This is a genomic window from Romboutsia hominis (assembly GCF_900002575.1).
Taxonomy (GTDB): domain Bacteria; phylum Bacillota; class Clostridia; order Peptostreptococcales; family Peptostreptococcaceae; genus Romboutsia_C; species Romboutsia_C hominis.
The window spans coordinates 1,513,957-1,531,422 of sequence record NZ_LN650648.1 but is presented as its reverse complement, the minus strand read 5'-3'; the positions used below and the strand labels follow the sequence as shown (position 1 = coordinate 1,531,422).

General features: G+C 30.7%; 18 protein-coding genes. All 18 read left to right on the top strand.

Annotated elements, in window-relative coordinates:
* Positions 1-15 precede the first annotated feature (15 nt).
* The 18 genes from mmdA (at position 16) to FRIFI_RS07325 (ending at position 17,452) form a co-directional block, all read left to right on the top strand.
* Positions 16-1,563 carry a methylmalonyl-CoA decarboxylase subunit alpha gene (gene mmdA / locus FRIFI_RS07410; RefSeq protein WP_166505484.1) on the top strand — a complete coding sequence of 516 codons (1,548 nt, stop codon included), beginning with the start codon at positions 16-18 and terminating at the stop codon, positions 1,561-1,563.
* 14 nt (positions 1,564-1,577) lie between these two features.
* On the top strand, positions 1,578-1,961 hold the full coding sequence (locus FRIFI_RS07405) for an OadG family protein (protein WP_166505483.1): 384 nt from the start codon (positions 1,578-1,580) through the stop codon (positions 1,959-1,961).
* 21 nt (positions 1,962-1,982) lie between these two features.
* Positions 1,983-2,372 (top strand): biotin/lipoyl-containing protein, encoded by a 390-nt coding sequence (locus tag FRIFI_RS07400; protein ID WP_207733558.1) that lies wholly within the window; start codon positions 1,983-1,985, stop codon positions 2,370-2,372.
* 154 nt (positions 2,373-2,526) lie between these two features.
* Entirely contained in the window at positions 2,527-3,711 is a 1,185-nt protein-coding gene (locus FRIFI_RS07395; RefSeq protein WP_166505482.1) for a sodium ion-translocating decarboxylase subunit beta, read from the top strand.
* A 162-nt stretch (positions 3,712-3,873) separates the two neighbouring features.
* Complete coding sequence (locus FRIFI_RS07390; RefSeq protein WP_166505481.1) at positions 3,874-4,641, top strand: class I SAM-dependent methyltransferase; 768 nt, start codon at positions 3,874-3,876, stop codon at positions 4,639-4,641.
* Positions 4,642-4,748: 107 nt separating this feature from the next.
* The gene (locus FRIFI_RS07385; protein ID WP_166505480.1) at positions 4,749-6,077 is read left to right on the top strand and encodes a DUF389 domain-containing protein; all 1,329 of its coding nucleotides are present in this window, start codon (positions 4,749-4,751) and stop codon (positions 6,075-6,077) included.
* Between the two features lie 194 nt (positions 6,078-6,271).
* A complete protein-coding gene (gene kal, locus FRIFI_RS07380) occupies positions 6,272-6,652 on the top strand; it encodes a 3-aminobutyryl-CoA ammonia lyase (protein WP_166505479.1) in 381 nt (126 codons plus the stop codon).
* A gap of 160 nt (positions 6,653-6,812) precedes the next feature.
* A complete protein-coding gene (gene nhaC, locus FRIFI_RS07375; RefSeq protein WP_092925681.1) occupies positions 6,813-8,255 on the top strand; it encodes a Na+/H+ antiporter NhaC in 1,443 nt (480 codons plus the stop codon).
* A gap of 611 nt (positions 8,256-8,866) precedes the next feature.
* A complete protein-coding gene (locus FRIFI_RS07370; RefSeq protein WP_092925683.1) occupies positions 8,867-9,670 on the top strand; it encodes an enoyl-CoA hydratase-related protein in 804 nt (267 codons plus the stop codon).
* Positions 9,671-9,681: 11 nt separating this feature from the next.
* On the top strand, positions 9,682-10,524 hold the full coding sequence (locus tag FRIFI_RS07365; RefSeq protein ID WP_166505478.1) for a 3-hydroxybutyryl-CoA dehydrogenase: 843 nt from the start codon (positions 9,682-9,684) through the stop codon (positions 10,522-10,524).
* 61 nt (positions 10,525-10,585) lie between these two features.
* Complete coding sequence (locus tag FRIFI_RS07360; protein ID WP_166505477.1) at positions 10,586-11,770, top strand: acetyl-CoA C-acetyltransferase; 1,185 nt, start codon at positions 10,586-10,588, stop codon at positions 11,768-11,770.
* Positions 11,771-11,800: 30 nt separating this feature from the next.
* Positions 11,801-12,925, top strand: a complete 1,125-nt coding sequence (locus FRIFI_RS07355; protein WP_166505476.1) for an acyl-CoA dehydrogenase — start codon at positions 11,801-11,803, stop codon at positions 12,923-12,925.
* Between the two features lie 22 nt (positions 12,926-12,947).
* Positions 12,948-13,745, top strand: a complete 798-nt coding sequence (locus tag FRIFI_RS07350) for an electron transfer flavoprotein subunit beta/FixA family protein (protein WP_166505475.1) — start codon at positions 12,948-12,950, stop codon at positions 13,743-13,745.
* A 58-nt stretch (positions 13,746-13,803) separates the two neighbouring features.
* On the top strand, positions 13,804-14,778 hold the full coding sequence (locus FRIFI_RS07345; RefSeq protein ID WP_166505474.1) for an electron transfer flavoprotein subunit alpha/FixB family protein: 975 nt from the start codon (positions 13,804-13,806) through the stop codon (positions 14,776-14,778).
* A gap of 90 nt (positions 14,779-14,868) precedes the next feature.
* Positions 14,869-15,249: a 3-aminobutyryl-CoA ammonia lyase gene (gene kal, locus FRIFI_RS07340; RefSeq protein WP_092925695.1), complete on the top strand. Its 381-nt coding sequence runs from the start codon at positions 14,869-14,871 to the stop codon at positions 15,247-15,249.
* 22 nt (positions 15,250-15,271) lie between these two features.
* Positions 15,272-16,117 (top strand): 3-keto-5-aminohexanoate cleavage enzyme, encoded by an 846-nt coding sequence (gene kce / locus FRIFI_RS07335; protein ID WP_092925697.1) that lies wholly within the window; start codon positions 15,272-15,274, stop codon positions 16,115-16,117.
* A gap of 21 nt (positions 16,118-16,138) precedes the next feature.
* Positions 16,139-16,792, top strand: coding sequence for an acetate CoA-transferase subunit alpha (gene atoD, locus FRIFI_RS07330; protein WP_166505473.1), 654 nt, complete (start codon positions 16,139-16,141; stop codon positions 16,790-16,792).
* The gene (locus FRIFI_RS07325; protein WP_166505472.1) at positions 16,793-17,452 is read left to right on the top strand and encodes a 3-oxoacid CoA-transferase subunit B; all 660 of its coding nucleotides are present in this window, start codon (positions 16,793-16,795) and stop codon (positions 17,450-17,452) included.
* Positions 17,453-17,466 lie beyond the last annotated feature (14 nt).

The window sequence follows — 17,466 nt, the reverse complement described above, 5'->3', positions numbered from 1 at the left end:
TTTGGGGGTGGTTTTGTGTCACAAGAAAAGTTAAATCTACTTTATGAAAAAAGAAGTAAGATAGAACTAGGAGGTGGGCAAAAGAGAATAGATAAACAACATGCATCAGGAAAATTAACTGCAAGAGAAAGATTAAATTTATTATTTGATGAAAATACTTTTGTTGAATTAGATGCATTTGTAAAACATAGATGTTCAAATTTTGGTATGGAAAAACAAGAAGTACCAGGTGAAGGTGTAATATGCGGATATGGTAAAGTTGAGGGGAGATTAGTTTGTGCATTTGCACAAGATTTTACAGTACTTGGTGGGTCTTTAGGTGAGATGCATGCTAAAAAAATAGGCAAAGTTATGGATATGGCACTTAAAGTTGGAGCTCCAGTAGTAGGGCTTAACGATTCAGGAGGAGCTAGAATACAAGAAGGCGTTGATGCATTAGCTGGATACGGAGAGATATTTTATAAAAACACAATAGCATCGGGGGTAGTACCACAAATATCTGCAATTATGGGTCCTTGTGCAGGAGGTGCAGTATATTCACCGGCACTGACAGATTTTATATATATGGTAGATAAAACTAGTCAAATGTTTATAACAGGTCCACAGGTTATAAAAACAGTAACAGGTGAAGAAGTTAGTGCTGAAAGTTTAGGTGGAGCATCTACTCATAATACTACTTCTGGAGTAGCTCACTTTATAGCAAATAACGATGAGGATTGTATACAACAAATAAGAAAACTGCTTAGTTTTTTACCATCAAACAACTCAGAGAAAGCTCCAATAATAGATACAATAGATGATGCCAATAGAAAAAATGATATATTAAACAGCATAATTCCAGATGATGCCAAAAATCCATATGATATGAAAGAAATAATATATGAAATAGTAGATGAGTGTGATTTCTATGAAGTCCAACCATATTTTGCACAAAATATGATAACTGGATTTGCAAGAGTAAACGGAGAAAGTATTGGTATAATTGCAAATCAACCAAAAGTTATGGCAGGATCACTTGATATAAATGCATCAGATAAAAGTGCAAGGTTTATAAGAACTTGCGATGCTTTTAATATTCCGATAATTACATTAGTAGATGTACCAGGATTTTTACCAGGAACATCTCAAGAGTATGGAGGGATAATAAGACATGGTGCAAAAATGCTTTATGCATATAGTGAAGCTACAGTACCAAAAATAACTTTAATAACTAGAAAAGCTTATGGTGGTTCATATCTTGCTATGTGTTCAAAAGATCTGGGAGCAGATATGGTACTTGCTTGGCCAAGTGCTGAAGTTGCAGTTATGGGACCAAGTGGTGCAGCAAATATAATATTTAAAAATGATATAAAAAATGCCCAAAATCCTAAAGAAATGAGAGAAGTTAAGATAAATGAATATAGTGATGAGTTTGCAACTCCATACAAAGCAGCAGAAAGAGGATATTTAGATGATGTAATAGAACCTGCATACTCAAGAGTAAGAATAGCTGATGCACTTGATACATTATCATCTAAAAGAGAAGAAAGACCGCCTAAAAAACATGGAAATATACCTTTATAGGAAGGTGGTAATATATGAATATTAGTCAATTATTAGAAACTTTAAAAGATCCTACAATAACATTATCAATAGGAGAAACATTATTAGCAGGTGTTAGTGTAGCATTACTGTCTATGAGCGTAGTTTTTATAATTTTATTAGTTATAACAGCTATAATAAAGTTACTTCAAAGTGAAAAATCACAAGCTAAGCTTAAGGATAGTACTGAGAAAGAAACTATGACAGAAAGTAATGAATTTAAAAAAGATGAAAGTATAGAAGAATTAGTATCCGTAATAACTGCAGCAATAGCAGCTTCAACTGGAAATAGTACAAATAATATAATAGTAAGAAAAATATCTAGGACTAATAACTCAAAAACAAATTGGGAAAGAATGACTAAAAGTACTACTAAATAAAGTAGCAGGGGGAGTTTAATAATGATAAAAAAATATAATATAACAGTTAATGGAAATACATATGAAGTAGAAGTAGAAGAACTAAGTAGCGTAGCGAGTCATATTTCAAAAGTACCACAAGCACAAAGTACACACCAAATAGATAAAGCATCTAAAGTACAAAATAAAGCTCAATCATCACCTAAAGCCTCAAATAGTTCTGGTCAAGTAAATGCTCCAATGCCAGGAACTATATGCGATGTTAAAGTCAAAGAAGGAGATAGTGTAAAAAAAGGTCAAGTTTTATTAATACTTGAAGCTATGAAAATGGAAAATGAAATAATGGCAGATTCTGACGGAACAGTTACATCTGTTAATGTTTCAAAAGGAGCATCTGTAAGTGTTGGAGATATACTTTTATCTATAAAATAGTACTTTAGATTATAATAAAACTACAAATACTTTATATTACATATAATTTGAGCAAAAGATTAAGATAGAGGAGAGTTTTTATAGTACGTAAAATCAAACTTATCAGAATAGGGAAAATTACAATTTCCTAGAATAGAAAAAGGGGGACTTACCCGTGATAGAAGTTATAAATAATTTTATTTCATCTATGGGGATTGTTAATATATCATGGCAACAAATAATTATGATTTTTATTGCTTGTATTTTATTATATTTAGCAATAGCAAAAGAATTTGAACCATTATTATTAGTACCCATAGCTTTTGGTATGTTACTTACAAACCTTCCGTTGGCAGGTGTTATGAATGGGCCAATATCATCAATTAGTAATTTAGAATTAACAAATGAAGCTATAAATGGAACTATAAATACTAAATCACCAGGAGGACTTTTACATTATTTATATCAAGGTGCAAAGCTTGGAATATTTCCACCACTAATATTTCTAGGTGTAGGAGCATGCACAGACTTTGGGCCATTAATAGCAAATCCTAAAACCATGTTACTAGGAGCAGCAGCTCAATTTGGGATATTCTTTACATTTATAGGAGCATTACTCTTAGGATTTACTGGGCTTGAAGCATCATCAATAGGAATAATTGGTGGAGCTGATGGACCTACTGCAATATACTTAACGACAAAGTTAGCATCTCACTTATTAGCACCTATAGCAGTTGCTGCATATTCTTATATGGCACTAGTACCAATTATTCAACCACCGATTATGAAAGCTTTAACAACTAAAGAAGAAAGAAGTATAGTTATGACACAATCAAAGTTGGTGTCTAAAAAAACAAAAATAATATTTCCAATAGCAGTAACAATAGTAGTATCACTATTATTGCCATCAGCAGCTACATTGATAGGACTTCTTATGTTTGGAAATTTACTTAAAGAGTGTATGGTTACAGATAGATTATCAGATACTGCAAGTAATGCTTTAATGAATATGATAACTATATTTTTAGGATTAGCAGTTGGAGCATCAGCAGAGGCAGAAATATTTTTAAGCATGCAAACTATAAAAATATTTGTACTTGGTATAATAGCATTTAGTATAGGAACTGGATCAGGTGTATTATTTGCAAAATTAATGAATAAATTTAGCAAAGATAAAGTAAATCCACTTATAGGAGCAGCAGGAGTATCAGCAGTTCCTATGGCTGCAAGGGTTGCTCATAAAGTAGCACAAGAAGAAAATCCAGGCAATTTCATACTTATGTATGCGATGGGACCAAATGTTGCTGGAGTTATAGGTTCAGCAGTAGCGGCAGGAATACTTCTTAGTTTATTTGGATAAATATATTTAGTAGACGAAGGATATCTCTAAAAGTTTTAAGAATTAAAAGAGATATCCTTTTTTAGTTAAAATATGGTATTTATATTTAATTGTATAAATTTAAAAAATTTGATGAGAAAAATTATAGGAATTGTTAGTAATTATAATAGAGGAGGGAGATATATGGATATATTAAAATATAATAGTAATGCTTGGGATAATGAGGTTAAAAAAGGAAATAAGTGGACAATGCCTGTAAGTAGTGAAGATGTAGATAAAGCAAGAAATGGAGAATATAAACTATTATTAACACCAACAAAATTAGTACCTAAAGAGTGGATAGGGAACATAAAGGATAAAAAGGTACTTTGCCTAGCATGTGGTGGAGGACAACAAGGACCAATTTTTTCTGCACTAGGGTCAAATGTAACCGTATTTGATAATAGCAAAGAACAGCTATTAAAAGATGAGCTTGTAAGTAAAAGAGATAATCTTAAAATAGATTTAGAACAAGGTGATATGAGAGATTTATCAAGATTTGAGGATGAAAGCTTTGATTTTATATTTCATCCAGTATCAAACACATTTATAGATAATATAGAAAAGACTTGGAAAGAGTGCTACAGAGTACTTACAAAGGGTGGTGTGCTAATAGCTGGATTTACAAATCCTATAGTATATATATTCGATTTATATGAATGGGAAAAAGGTAATTTAGCAGTAGCAAACACTATACCTTATTCAGATATAAAGCAACTGCCAAAAGAAAAACTAGAAGAATTTATAAAAAATAAAGAACCTTTAGAGTTTGGGCATACACTTTATAGTCAAATAGGAGGTCAAATTGAAGCAGGTTTTGTAATAGGTGGATTTTATGAAGATAAGATAGAAGATGATATATTAGGAAAATATATAGATACTTATATAGCTACGAAGGCAATAAAATTATAAATAATATATATAATATAGATTAGAAATCTAATTACTTGCAAATTGTACCATAATATAGTAAATTTAAATATATTAAATAGGACATTATATAGCTCAGGAGGAAATTTATGAAATTTAGTAAAGAAAATTTTATATATGAATTTACTAGAAACCAAGCCACCAATGAGGAGATACATGAAAACATATTAGAAGGAATGAATGTACACGGTGCAAACTTTATAATACTAATATGTGCAATAATAATAGCATCTGTTGGACTTAATATGAACTCTACTGCAGTAATAATAGGTGCTATGCTTATATCACCACTTATGGGTTCTATTATAGGTATAGGCTATGGTGTAGGTACTTATAATTTAAAGTTATTAAAAGAAGCTTTTAAAATACTAACAATATCAGTTTTTATAAGTATAATAACATCTACATTTTATTTTTCAATAACACCAATAACAACAGCAGGTAGTGAAATATTAGCAAGGACTAGTCCAACTATATGGGACGTTATAATAGCTTTTGTTGGTGGTATAGCAGGAATGGTTGGACTAACTCGTAATAAAATTAGTAACGTAATACCGGGAGTTGCTATAGCTACTGCACTTATGCCACCACTTTGTACAGCAGGATATGGACTTGCTACTAAAAATTATCATATATTTCTTGGTGCAGGATATTTATTTTTTATTAATTGCTTTTTTATAATAACGTCAACTTTTATAGTTACAAAAGCATTAAATTTACCAGCTAGAACTAATTTAGATGATGAAAAACAACATAAGGTAAAAAGAATTATATTAATTACAGCTGTAATAGTTATGATACCTAGCGTATTTTCTGCACTTAATATGATACAAGAAACAATAGATGAAAGTAATTTAGATGCTTTTATTAATACAGAATTAAAAGATCAATATGTAATAGAAAAAAACATAAATACAAAAAATAACACTATAACTTTAGCATTAATTGGAGAAAAAATATCAAGAAATGAATTTAAAATTTTAGAAAATAATTTACATAATTATGGATTTAAAGATATGGATTTAATAATAAAGCAAGATGAAGGAAGCATATCTGATATAGAAAAGTATATATCTGATATAAAAAATCAAAGTAATATATTTATAAAGGATAATAATGTATCTAATAAGACAGGTGATATAAAAGAAGATACAAATGTGCAAGAAATATCAAAAGAAATAAAAGTTATTTATCCTCAGATAAAAGAAGTATATTTAGGATATGTAACTAGTGATACTAATAGTTCAAAAGAAGTACCGGTACTTATACTATATACAAATGATGAAACCTTAAGTAAAAGTATACCTACTATAGAAAACTGGTTTAAAGCTAGAACTAAAGAAGATGGAGTTAAAGTTTATGTGCAAATGATTTCTACAGAAAAAGAAACTAAAACTGATAATGAATATAAAAAATAAGACACTAATAATAAGTTAATCAACATGTAAAAAAGCACTAAAAATTATAATTATGATTTTTAGTGCTTTTTTACATGTTACAAAAGTAGTATTTTTTACAAATTAATATATAGTTGTTTATGTAATATATATCTAAGTCTATTTCATAGTATTTAGTAAAGGTTAAAAATTAAATTAAGGAAGGGGACAAGTAAATGAAGTCTTTAATAAGAGTTAGGATAGGGAAAAATGATGCTAACTATGGCAAAAATGTAGTAGATAGTTCAAAGATACTTAAATTATTTAAAGATGCGGCCACAGAAATACTTATAAAGCATGATGGAGATGAAGGCTTATTTAGATCTTATGACAATATAGAGTTTTTAGCACCTGTATATGCAGGAGACTATATTGAGGTTAGTGGAGAATTAATATCTTTTGGAACCACATCTAGAAAAATGAATTTTGAAGCGAGAAAGGTTATACAATCAGCATCAGATATAAGCGATTCAGCAGGAGAGGTATTACTAAGACCTATAGTTGTATGTAAAGCTACTGGAACTTGTGTAGTTCCTAAAGATAAACAAAGGAAATAGATAAAGATATGAATTATTAAGTTAAATATTATAAAAGTTATAAATATAGAATTTATAGAGTTTATTATACATGAATATATTAAAAATAACTAAAGAATTGGTATAATTTTCAGAAAATTTAATATAGATTAATAAAATATAAAAATAAGGGGGGAATATTTTGAAAGCAAAACCAAAAACCCAGAGAAAGGCAACTCTTATAGAATCTATAATACCATTAATACTTTTAGTTATAGTATTAGCATATTCACTGATAAAACTCGATGCGGATCCACATATACCACTTATAATAGGTTCACTTGTGGTAGGTTGTGTTGGAATATTTAGGCTAGGGTTTAGCTGGAAAGAGTTAGAAGTAACAATACTTGAAACTATAAAGATGGCAATGCAGGCGATACTTATACTTATGATAGTAGGTACACTTATAGGAACATGGATACTAAGTGGAACAGTACCATCAATGATTTATTGGGGGCTTGAAATATTATCACCAGCAATATTCCTACCAGCAACTACAATAATATGTGCAATAGTATCACTTGCTACTGGATCATCTTGGACTACAGCAGGAACTGTTGGTATTGCACTTATTGGTATCGGGCAAGGCCTTGGAATGCCAGCTCCACTTGTAGCAGGAGCTATAATATCTGGGGCATACTTTGGAGATAAAATGTCACCACTTTCGGATACTACAAACTTAGCACCAGCAATGGCAGGATCAGAGCTATTTGAACATATAAAACATATGATATACACTACTGGACCAGCACTTATAATAGCACTTATACTTTATGGAATAATAGGTATGAAATATGCAGGCAAAGAACTTGATATGGCAAATATTGAACTTATAAGAAGTACACTTAGTGATTCATATAATACTTTATCACCGATACTATTTATCCCACCTATTTTAGTAATAATACTTGTCATATGTAAAGTACCAGCGATACCAGGATTATTAATAGGAACACTACTAGGTGGAATATTTGCATATTTCTGTCAAGGATCTAATTTAACTGATATAGTAGGAGCTGCTCATTATGGATATGTATCAGAAACAGGAGTAGCTGATGTTGATGCACTATTAAGTCGTGGTGGTCTTGATTCTATGATGTGGACAGTTTCACTTATATTATGTGCACTTAGTTTAGGAGGATTACTTGAAAAAACGGGAATGCTAGAGGCACTATCAAGTGCACTTTTGAGATTTGCAAAAGGTTCTTTTGGATTAGTTTTAGCTACTATAGTATCTTGTATAGGAGTAAATTTAGCGACTGGAGACCAATATCTATCAATAGTTTTACCAGGAAGAATGTATAAAAATGAATTTAGAAAAAGAGGATATCATCCAAAAAATTTATCAAGGGCACTAGAAGATAGTGGAACACTAACATCACCACTTATCCCATGGAATACATGTGGGGCTTATATGTGGGTAACTTTAGGAATTCACCCATTTGCTTATTTACCATTTGCATTTTTAAACTTAATAAATCCTATAATATCTTTAATATACGCAGCTACTGGTATAACTATAGAAAAATTACCTCCTGAAGAAATGGGAAAAGTTAAAGAAGAAATAGAAAAAGGTATACTATAAATAAGAAAGAGGCTATCTTAATTAAAGATTAGCCTCTTTCTTATTTATAGAAAATTTTCAAAAAAAGTCTATTTTCAAACTTTATATGACAAATTTTTATAAAAAAGAAGGAGTATAAGAGAAAGCGAAGAATATTTATATATAAAAAATAATATATATAAAATTTATTAATAAATATTAGGATAAAAATTTTTAATTAATAACAAATGATGCTTATTAATAATTATAAGTATATGTAATACTGACTTATATATAAAAAAAATAATATACAAAAAATGTAAAATATAAAGAGGTAATATGAAGAATAAAGTAGAATATTATATATTATAAAAAGAAAATGTAAAAAAATAAAAATAAAAGAAGGAATATAGAAATAAATACAGAATATAATACATAAGAAAATATTTATCCTAAAATTTTAGCTACAAATTAAAAATGTAAAAAAATAAAAATAAAAGAAGGAATATGAAAATAAATGCAGAATATTAAGAACATGAGGAAAAATTTGGTTCAAAGCTGTAATTATAAATCACTAAATTACTAAATTGCTAAGAGAGGAAATAGGACATCTGTGTTACTATTAGTAAATAGGATATAAGGATGGAAAAAATATGTTTAAAAATTTAATTTGCACTAAAGAGGGGAATATATACATAATTAATATAGCTAGGGAAGAATATTTGAATTCTTTAAATGAAGAAGTATTAAAAGAATTAGATATGGCTATTGATATCATCAAAAAAGATGAGGAAATTTATGTAGGTATAATAACAGGTCAAGGAAGAGCTTTCGTAGCAGGGGCAGATATAGAAGCTATGAAAGATATGAATTTTGAAGAAGCGAGAAGATTTTCAAAAACTGGAAATGACTTGTTTAGAAAAATAGAAAACTGCGAGAAGCCTATAATAGCGGGGATAAATGGATTTTGCCTAGGTGGAGGATTAGAGATTGCTATGAGTTGTGATATTAGAATAGCAAGCACAAAAGCAAAATTTGGACAAGTAGAAGTCAATCTTGGTATATTACCTGGATTTGGGGGAACTCAAAGGTTATCTAGAATAGTTGGAATAGGGAAAGCTAAAGAACTTATATATAGCGCACAAATAATAAAAGCAGAAGATGCATTAAACATAAATCTAGTAAATAAAGTTACATCACATGAAACTTTACTAGAAGAATGTATAGATATGGCAAAGCTTATTGCATCTAAAGGTCAACTTGCCGTAAGATATGCTAAAAATGCCATAAATAAAGGTTATGAAATAGATATAGATAATGCTATAAATCTAGAAAGTTATCTATTTGGGCTATGCTTTGCAAGTTATGACCAAGAAGAAGGTATGAGTGCCTTTTTAGAAAAAAGAGATCCAAAATTTAATATACATTGTGATAAAAAAGTAAGCAGTTCATTATAGGGGGAAATATCATGAGAATAATGGTAATAGGAAGCGGTACTATGGGAAGTGGTATTGCAGAGGTACTTATATCTAATGGACATCAAGTAATACTTAGAGATTTAAACAATGACAGTATAGAAAAAGGGATTAAGTTAATAACAAAAAGTTTAGAAAGAAAAGTAGCAAAAGAAAAGATAAAAGAAGAAGAAAAAAATGAAATATTAAACAGACTTAATTCAACTATAGAATTAGAAGAAGCAAAAGATTGTGATTTAGTAATAGAGGCTATAGTTGAAAATATACAAATCAAAAAACAATTACTTAAAGAACTAGATGAAATATGTAAAGAAGAAACAATATTTGCAACAAATACATCATCATTGTCGATAACAGACCTATCAATAAGCACTAATAGACCTGAAAAAGTAATAGGAATGCACTTTTTCAACCCAGCACCAGTTATGAAATTAATAGAAGTAATAGACGGTATGCTAACATCAAAAGAAACCCACAATACAATATTTGAATTATGTAAACAATTAAATAAAACTCCTGTAAGTGTATCTGAAGCACCAGGATTTGTAGTTAATAGAATCCTAGTACCTATGATAAATGAAGCAATAGGAATATTTGCAGAAGGTATTGCAAGTGCAGAAGATATAGATAATGCAATGAAATTAGGAGCAAATCATCCAATAGGACCATTAGCATTAGGTGACCTTATAGGTCTAGACGTATGCCTAAATATAATGGAAGTACTATATAGTGAATTTGGGGATTCAAAATATAGACCACATCCACTTCTTAAAAAAATGGTTAGAGGTGGCATGTTAGGAAGAAAAGCTAAAAAAGGATTTTATGATTATCAATAATTAATTATAAAATTCATTAAATAAATAAAAAAATAATTGATATTGTCAAGGGAGGAAGAATATGAGAGAAGTTGTTATAGTATCAGCAGTTAGAACTCCTATAGGATCTTTAGGTGGAGCACTTAAAGATGTAAGTTCTGTAGAATTAGGAAGTATAGCGGCTAAAGAAGCAATAAAAAGAGCTAATATAAATCCTGAAATAATAGATGAGGTGTTAATAGGGAATGTATTAAGTGCAGGTCTTGGACAAAATGTAGCAAGACAAGTTGCTATAAAAGCTAATGTCCCAGTAGAAACACCAGCACTTGCTATAAATAAAGTTTGTGGTTCTGGGCTTAGAGCAGTTAGTATGGCAGCACAGTTTATAGCTCTTGGAGATTGTGATGTAGTACTTGCTGGTGGATGTGAAAGTATGAGTAATGCACCATATTTATTAAATAGAGGTAGATATGGATATGGACTAGGGGATAATAAAATTGTTGACTCTTTAGTAAATGATGGATTAACAGATGCATTTAATAATTACCACATGGGGATAACTGCAGAAAATTTAGCAGAAAAGTTTGGTATAACTAGAGAAGAACAAGATAAATTTGCTCTTTTAAGTCAAGAAAAAGCTAAACAAGCTCAATTAAACAATAGATTTAAAGATGAAATAGTTGAGGTTTTAATACCACAAAGAAAAGGTGATCCTATTGTATTTGATACTGATGAGCATCCAAAGCATAACACTACTATAGAAAGATTATCTAAATTAAGACCAGCATTTAAAAAAGATGGAACTGTTAGTGCAGGGAATGCATCTGGAATAAATGATGGTAGTGCTATGGTTATACTTATGAGTAGAGAAAAGTGTGATGAATTAGGATTAAAACCATTAGCAAGTATAGTTTCTTATGCTTCAGCAGGAGTTGATCCATCTATAATGGGTTATGGTCCAGTTCCATCAACAGAAAAAGCTCTTCAAAAAGCAAACTTAAATTTAGACGATATAGATTTAATAGAAGCAAATGAAGCTTTTGCAGTACAAGCTTTATCAGTATCAAAAGGACTAAACTTTGATATGGAAAAAGTAAATGTAAATGGTGGTGCAATAGCACTTGGTCATCCGGTAGGAGCTAGTGGATGTAGAATATTAGTTTCTTTAATACATGAAATGCAAAAAAGAGAAGATGCTAACTTAGGACTTGCTACACTTTGTATAGGTGGTGGACAAGGTACTAGTTTAATAATAAAAAAATGCTAATATAGTGTATTCAAAAGAGGGGAGAAATTTATGGAAAAATATGAATTATTAAAACAAATGTATAGAGAGTTTACAATAAATGAGGTAGCTCCTATAGCTCATGAAATAGATGAAGAAGAAAAATTCCCATATGCGACAGTTGATAAGATGGCTGAATGCGGGATATTAGGAATACCTTTTCCGAAAGAGTATGGTGGAGAAGGAGGAGATTATTTAGGATACACATTAGCTGTTGAAGAACTTTCAAAAGCTTGTGGAACTACAGGGGTAATATTATCTGCTCATACTTCATTAGGTGCTAATCCAATATATGAATTTGGTACAGAAGAACAAAAGCAAAAGTTTTTAGTACCACTTGCAAAAGGTGAAAAATTAGGTGCTTTTGGTTTAACTGAACCTAATGCAGGTACAGATGCATCAGCTCAACAAACTACTGCAGTTTTAGATGGAGATAATTATATATTAAATGGAACTAAGATATTTATAACTAATGCAGGTCCTGCTGATATATATATAGTTATGGCTATGACTGATAAATCAAAAGGAACTCGTGGAATATCAGCTTTCATAGTTGAAAAAGGAACAGAAGGATTTACAATAGGTAAAAAAGAGAAAAAACTTGGTATAAGAGGTTCTGCAACTTGTGAACTTATATTTGAAAACTGTGTAATACCTAAAGAAAACTTATTAGGTAAAGTTGGACAAGGATTTAAAATAGCTATGAAGACACTAGATGGTGGTCGTATAGGAATAGCTGCACAGGCATTAGGAATTGCACAAGGTGCATTAGATGTTACAGTTGATTATGTAAAAGAAAGAAAGCAATTTGGTAGAAGCTTATCGGCATTTCAAAATACTCAATTTGAACTTGCTAATATGAAAACTAAAATAGAAGCTGCAAGACTTTTAGTATATAAGGCTGCAAGCAAAAAAGATGCAGGTAAACCATATAGTGTAGATGCTGCTATGGCAAAACTTTATGCATCTGAAGTAGCGATGGAAGTTACAACTAAAGCAGTTCAACTTCACGGAGGATACGGATACACTCGTGAATATGATATAGAAAGAATGATGAGAGATGCAAAAATAACTGAAATATACGAAGGAACAAGTGAAGTACAAAGAATGGTTATAAGTGCAGACTTACTTAAATAGCAAATTTTTAGGAGGAAAGAATATGAATATATTAGTTTGTGTAAAGCAAGTACCAGATACAACAGAAGTAAAATTAGATCCTAAAACTGGTACATTAATAAGAGATGGTGTACCAAGTATTATAAACCCTGATGATAAAGCAGGTATAGAAGAAGCAGTAAATTTAAAAGAAAAAATGGGTGCAACAGTTACAGTGTTAACAATGGGACCACCACAAGCTAAAAATGCATTAAAAGAAGCAATAGCAATGGGTGCTGATAAAGCAATACTTCTTACAGATAGAGCTTTTGCAGGAGCTGATACATTAGCTACTTCAAAAACTATAGCAGGAGCTATAAAGAAGTTAGACTATGATTTAATAATAGCAGGAAGACAAGCAATAGATGGAGATACAGCACAAGTTGGACCTCAAATAGCAAATCATCTTGATATACCATCTATAACTTATGTTGAAAAGTTAGAAGTAGAAGGTGAGAATGTAATAGTAAATAGAGCTTTTGAAGATGGATATCAAGTTATAAAGGCTAAAATGCCACTTCTTATAACTACTTTAAAAGAGATGAACACTCCAAGATATATGAGAGTTTCTAGAATATATGATTGTATGAGAGAAGAAAAAATAGAAACTTGGACTTTAAAAGATATAGATGTTTGTTTAGAAGAGATAGGACTAAAAGGTTCTCCAACAAAAGTTAAAAAATCATTTACTAAGGGTGTTAAAGCAAAAGGAACACTTTATGATGTAGATGAAAAAGAAGGAGCATCAATAATAGTAAATGCTCTTAAAGAAAAGTTTATAATAACTGAAGCTAAGGCTTAAAAACTAAACAATTTGACGAAATATTTCTCAAAGAGTAGTGATTATAGGAGGAAAAATAATGAGTGTAATGGTTTTTGTTGAGCAAAGAAGCGGTGAGATCCAAAATGTTTCTTTGGAATTAATAGGAAGAGGTAAAGAGTTAGCAGATAAATTAAATAGTAAAGTAAGTGCAGTGCTTCTTGGACATAATGTTAAAAGTTTAAGTGAAGAGCTTATACAATATGGTGCAGATGAAGTAATTTGTGTAGATGATGAAAACTTAGATGTATATGTTACTAATACATACACTAAAGCACTTTGTGATGTTATAAATAAAAAAGATCCAGAAATAGTTTTAGTAGGAGCAACTACAATAGGTAGAGATTTAGCACCAAGAGTTAGTGCAACTATTGGAACAGGGCTTACAGCAGACTGTACATCACTTGAAATAGATGATGAAACTAGTGGCCTTTTAATGACTAGACCTGCATTTGGTGGGAATATAATGGCGACTATAATATGTCCAAATCATAGACCACAAATGAGCACTGTAAGACCAGGAGTTATGAAAAAGTTAAAAAAAGATGCTACAAGAACTGGAAATGTTGAAAATTTTGCAGTAGATTTTAGTGAAAATGGTAAAAATGTAGAAGTATTAGAATATGTAAAAGAAACTATAAAGAAGGTTAACATAGAAGATGCTAATATACTTATATCAGCAGGAAGAGGAATAGGTTCTAAAGAAAATATGGATGCTTTATATGAATTAGCAGACATATTAGGGGCTGAAGTAAGTGCTTCTCGTGCTGTAGTTGATGCAGGATGGGTTGATAAATCTCGTCAAGTAGGACAAACTGGTAAAACTGTAAGACCAGACCTTTACCTTGCTTGTGGTATATCAGGAGCTATACAACACTTAGCTGGAATGGAAGAATCTGAATTTATAGTGGCTATAAATAAAAATAGTGAAGCACCTATATTTGAAGTTGCAGATGTTTCTATAGTAGGAGATGTTAATAAAGTTATTAAAAATTTAATACAAGAATTAGCATAATAAATTTAAATTTACTAATTGGTGTAGGTCTAGTAAAAAGGCCTATCCCAGTTATTAAATATACAAACAAACATAAAGGGGGATTTTCACATGAAAGCAATGATAAGAATAAGAATGGGAAGTAATGACGCTCATTATGGTGGAAATTTAGTAGATGGTGCTAAAATGCTTCAATTATTTGGAGATGTAGCTACTGAATTACTAATACAAAATGATGGTGATGAAGGATTATTTAAAGCATATGATAGTGTAGAGTTTTTAGCTCCAGTATATGCTGGTGATTATATAGAAGCAGTTGGTGAAATAGTTAATGTAGGAAATAGCTCAAGAAAGATGGTATTTGAAGCTAGAAAAGTTATAGTACCAAGAACTGATATAAATGAATCAGCAGCAGAAGTTTTAGAAAATCCAATAGTAGTATGTAAAGCTAGTGGAACTTGTGTAGTGCCTAAAGATAAACAAAGATTATAGTTACTTAGGGGGAGACTTTAATATGCAAAAGGTTATAATAACTGCAGCTATATGTGGTGCAGAGGTAACAAAAGAACATAATCCAAATGTTCCATATACTGTTGAAGAAATAGTAAGAGAAGCAAAGTCTGCTTATGATGCTGGAGCAAGTATAATACATCTTCATGTAAGAAAAGATGATGGAACTCCAACACAAGATATAAATAGATTTAAAGAATGTATAGACGCTATAAAGGTTGCTTGCCCTGATGCAATTGTTCAACCTTCAACTGGAGGAGCAGTTGGAATGAGTAATGAAGAAAGAATTCAACCAGTAAATTTATCTCCAGAAATGGCAACTCTAGACTGTGGAACTTGTAACTTTGGTGGAGATGAAATCTTTGTGAACACTGAAAATACTATAAAAGAGTTCGGAAAGAAAATGATAGAATTAAATGTTAAGCCAGAAATAGAAGTATTTGATAAGGGTATGATAGATATGGCTCTTAGACTTAACAAAAAAGGATTTATAAATGATAATATGCACTTTAACTTTGTAATGGGAGTTAATGGAGGTATAAGTGCTACTTATAGAGATTTAATGTTTATGAGAGAAAGTATACCTGAGAATGCTACATTTACAGTAAGTGGAATAGGAAGATCTCAATTTGATATGGTGGCTTTAAGCATATTATTAGGTGGACATATTCGAGTAGGATTTGAAGATAATGTATATATGAAAAAAGGAGTCCTAGCATCATCAAATGGAGAATTAGTTAAAAAAGCTGCAAATATAGTAAAAGAGCTTGGAAGAGAAGTAGCAACACCTAAAGAAGCTCGTGAAATACTAGGTTTGAAAGCAAATATATTAAGCACACAAGAAGCTTAAACAATTTAGGGGGAAGCTAAAATGAGTAAAGTTGTATCTTTAGAAACACTAAAGAATCTTTTTAAAGATGATATGACTATCATGATAGGTGGATTTTTAGGCTGTGGAACAGGGGAAATCCTTATAGATTCACTTATAGAATCTGGTGCTAAAAATTTAACTATAATAGGAAATGATACTTCTTTTGTTGATAAGGGAATTGGAAGGCTGATAGTAAATAATCAAGTTAAAAAGGTTATAGCATCTCATATAGGAACAAATGCGGAAACTGGAAGGTTAATGAATGAAGGTAAACTAGAAGTTGAATTATCTCCACAAGGAACTCTTATAGAAAGAGTAAGAGCAGGTGGATTTGGTCTTGGTGGAATATTAACTCCAACAGGAGTTGGAACTTTAGTTGAAGAAAATAAAGAAAAAATAACGGTAAATGACAAAGAATATTTATTAGAATTACCATTAAGAGCAGATATAGCGCTTGTAAAAGGTAGCCTAGTAGATACATTTGGAAATACAGTTTATAAAGGAACTACTAAAAACTTTAACCCAATGATAGCTATGGCAAGTGACCTAGTAATAGTTGAGGCTGAAGAAGTAGTAGAAGCAGGAAGTTTAGATAAAGAGATGATAATGACTCCAGGTGTAGTAGTAGATTACATAATAAAGGAGGCAAAATAAATGAATCCTAAAGAGATTATAGCTAAAAGAGTGGCTAAAGAATTTGAAAATAATCAATTAGTAAATTTAGGGATAGGACTTCCAACATTAACTGCAAACTACATAGAAGAAGGCATAAATGTAATTTTCCAATCAGAAAATGGAATGGTTGGTATGGGTAGAGTTGCTAATGAACATGAAGTAGATCCATATATAACTAATGCAGGTGGTCAATTTGTAACTATAAATGAAGAAGGAGCTTTCTTTGATTCATCAATGTCTTTTGGTCTTATAAGAGGAGGACATGTGGATGTAACAGTTCTAGGAGCTTTAGAAGTAGATCAACATGGAAATCTAGCTAACTGGATAGTACCTGGAAAAATGGTTCCAGGTATGGGTGGAGCTATGGATTTAGTAGTTGGAGCTAAAAAGGTTATAGTTGCAATGCTACACACTGTAAAAGGTAAATCTAAGATACTTAAAGAGTGTACTCTTCCATTAACTGCAAAAGGTGTAGTTGATATGATAATAACTGAACTTGCTGTTATGGAAGTAACAAAAGAAGGTTTAGTTGTAAAAGAAATAAGTGAAGATGTAACAATTGAAGAATTAAGAGAAATGACAGATGCAGATTTAATAATATCTGATGATTTAGTATATATGCAAGCACAAACAGTATAATAAGGGGGATTAGT

Coding starts and splice junctions, on each gene's coding strand:
- FRIFI_RS07405 (WP_166505483.1), top strand. CDS start 1,578: ATGAATATTAGTCAATTATTAGAAACTTTAAAAGATCCTACAATAACA.
- FRIFI_RS07400 (WP_207733558.1), top strand. CDS start 1,983: ATGATAAAAAAATATAATATAACAGTTAATGGAAATACATATGAAGTA.
- FRIFI_RS07390 (WP_166505481.1), top strand. CDS start 3,874: ATGGATATATTAAAATATAATAGTAATGCTTGGGATAATGAGGTTAAA.
- FRIFI_RS07385 (WP_166505480.1), top strand. CDS start 4,749: ATGAAATTTAGTAAAGAAAATTTTATATATGAATTTACTAGAAACCAA.
- kal (WP_166505479.1), top strand. CDS start 6,272: ATGAAGTCTTTAATAAGAGTTAGGATAGGGAAAAATGATGCTAACTAT.
- FRIFI_RS07370 (WP_092925683.1), top strand. CDS start 8,867: ATGTTTAAAAATTTAATTTGCACTAAAGAGGGGAATATATACATAATT.
- FRIFI_RS07365 (WP_166505478.1), top strand. CDS start 9,682: ATGAGAATAATGGTAATAGGAAGCGGTACTATGGGAAGTGGTATTGCA.
- FRIFI_RS07360 (WP_166505477.1), top strand. CDS start 10,586: ATGAGAGAAGTTGTTATAGTATCAGCAGTTAGAACTCCTATAGGATCT.
- FRIFI_RS07355 (WP_166505476.1), top strand. CDS start 11,801: ATGGAAAAATATGAATTATTAAAACAAATGTATAGAGAGTTTACAATA.
- FRIFI_RS07350 (WP_166505475.1), top strand. CDS start 12,948: ATGAATATATTAGTTTGTGTAAAGCAAGTACCAGATACAACAGAAGTA.
- FRIFI_RS07345 (WP_166505474.1), top strand. CDS start 13,804: ATGAGTGTAATGGTTTTTGTTGAGCAAAGAAGCGGTGAGATCCAAAAT.
- kal (WP_092925695.1), top strand. CDS start 14,869: ATGAAAGCAATGATAAGAATAAGAATGGGAAGTAATGACGCTCATTAT.
- kce (WP_092925697.1), top strand. CDS start 15,272: ATGCAAAAGGTTATAATAACTGCAGCTATATGTGGTGCAGAGGTAACA.
- atoD (WP_166505473.1), top strand. CDS start 16,139: ATGAGTAAAGTTGTATCTTTAGAAACACTAAAGAATCTTTTTAAAGAT.
- FRIFI_RS07325 (WP_166505472.1), top strand. CDS start 16,793: ATGAATCCTAAAGAGATTATAGCTAAAAGAGTGGCTAAAGAATTTGAA.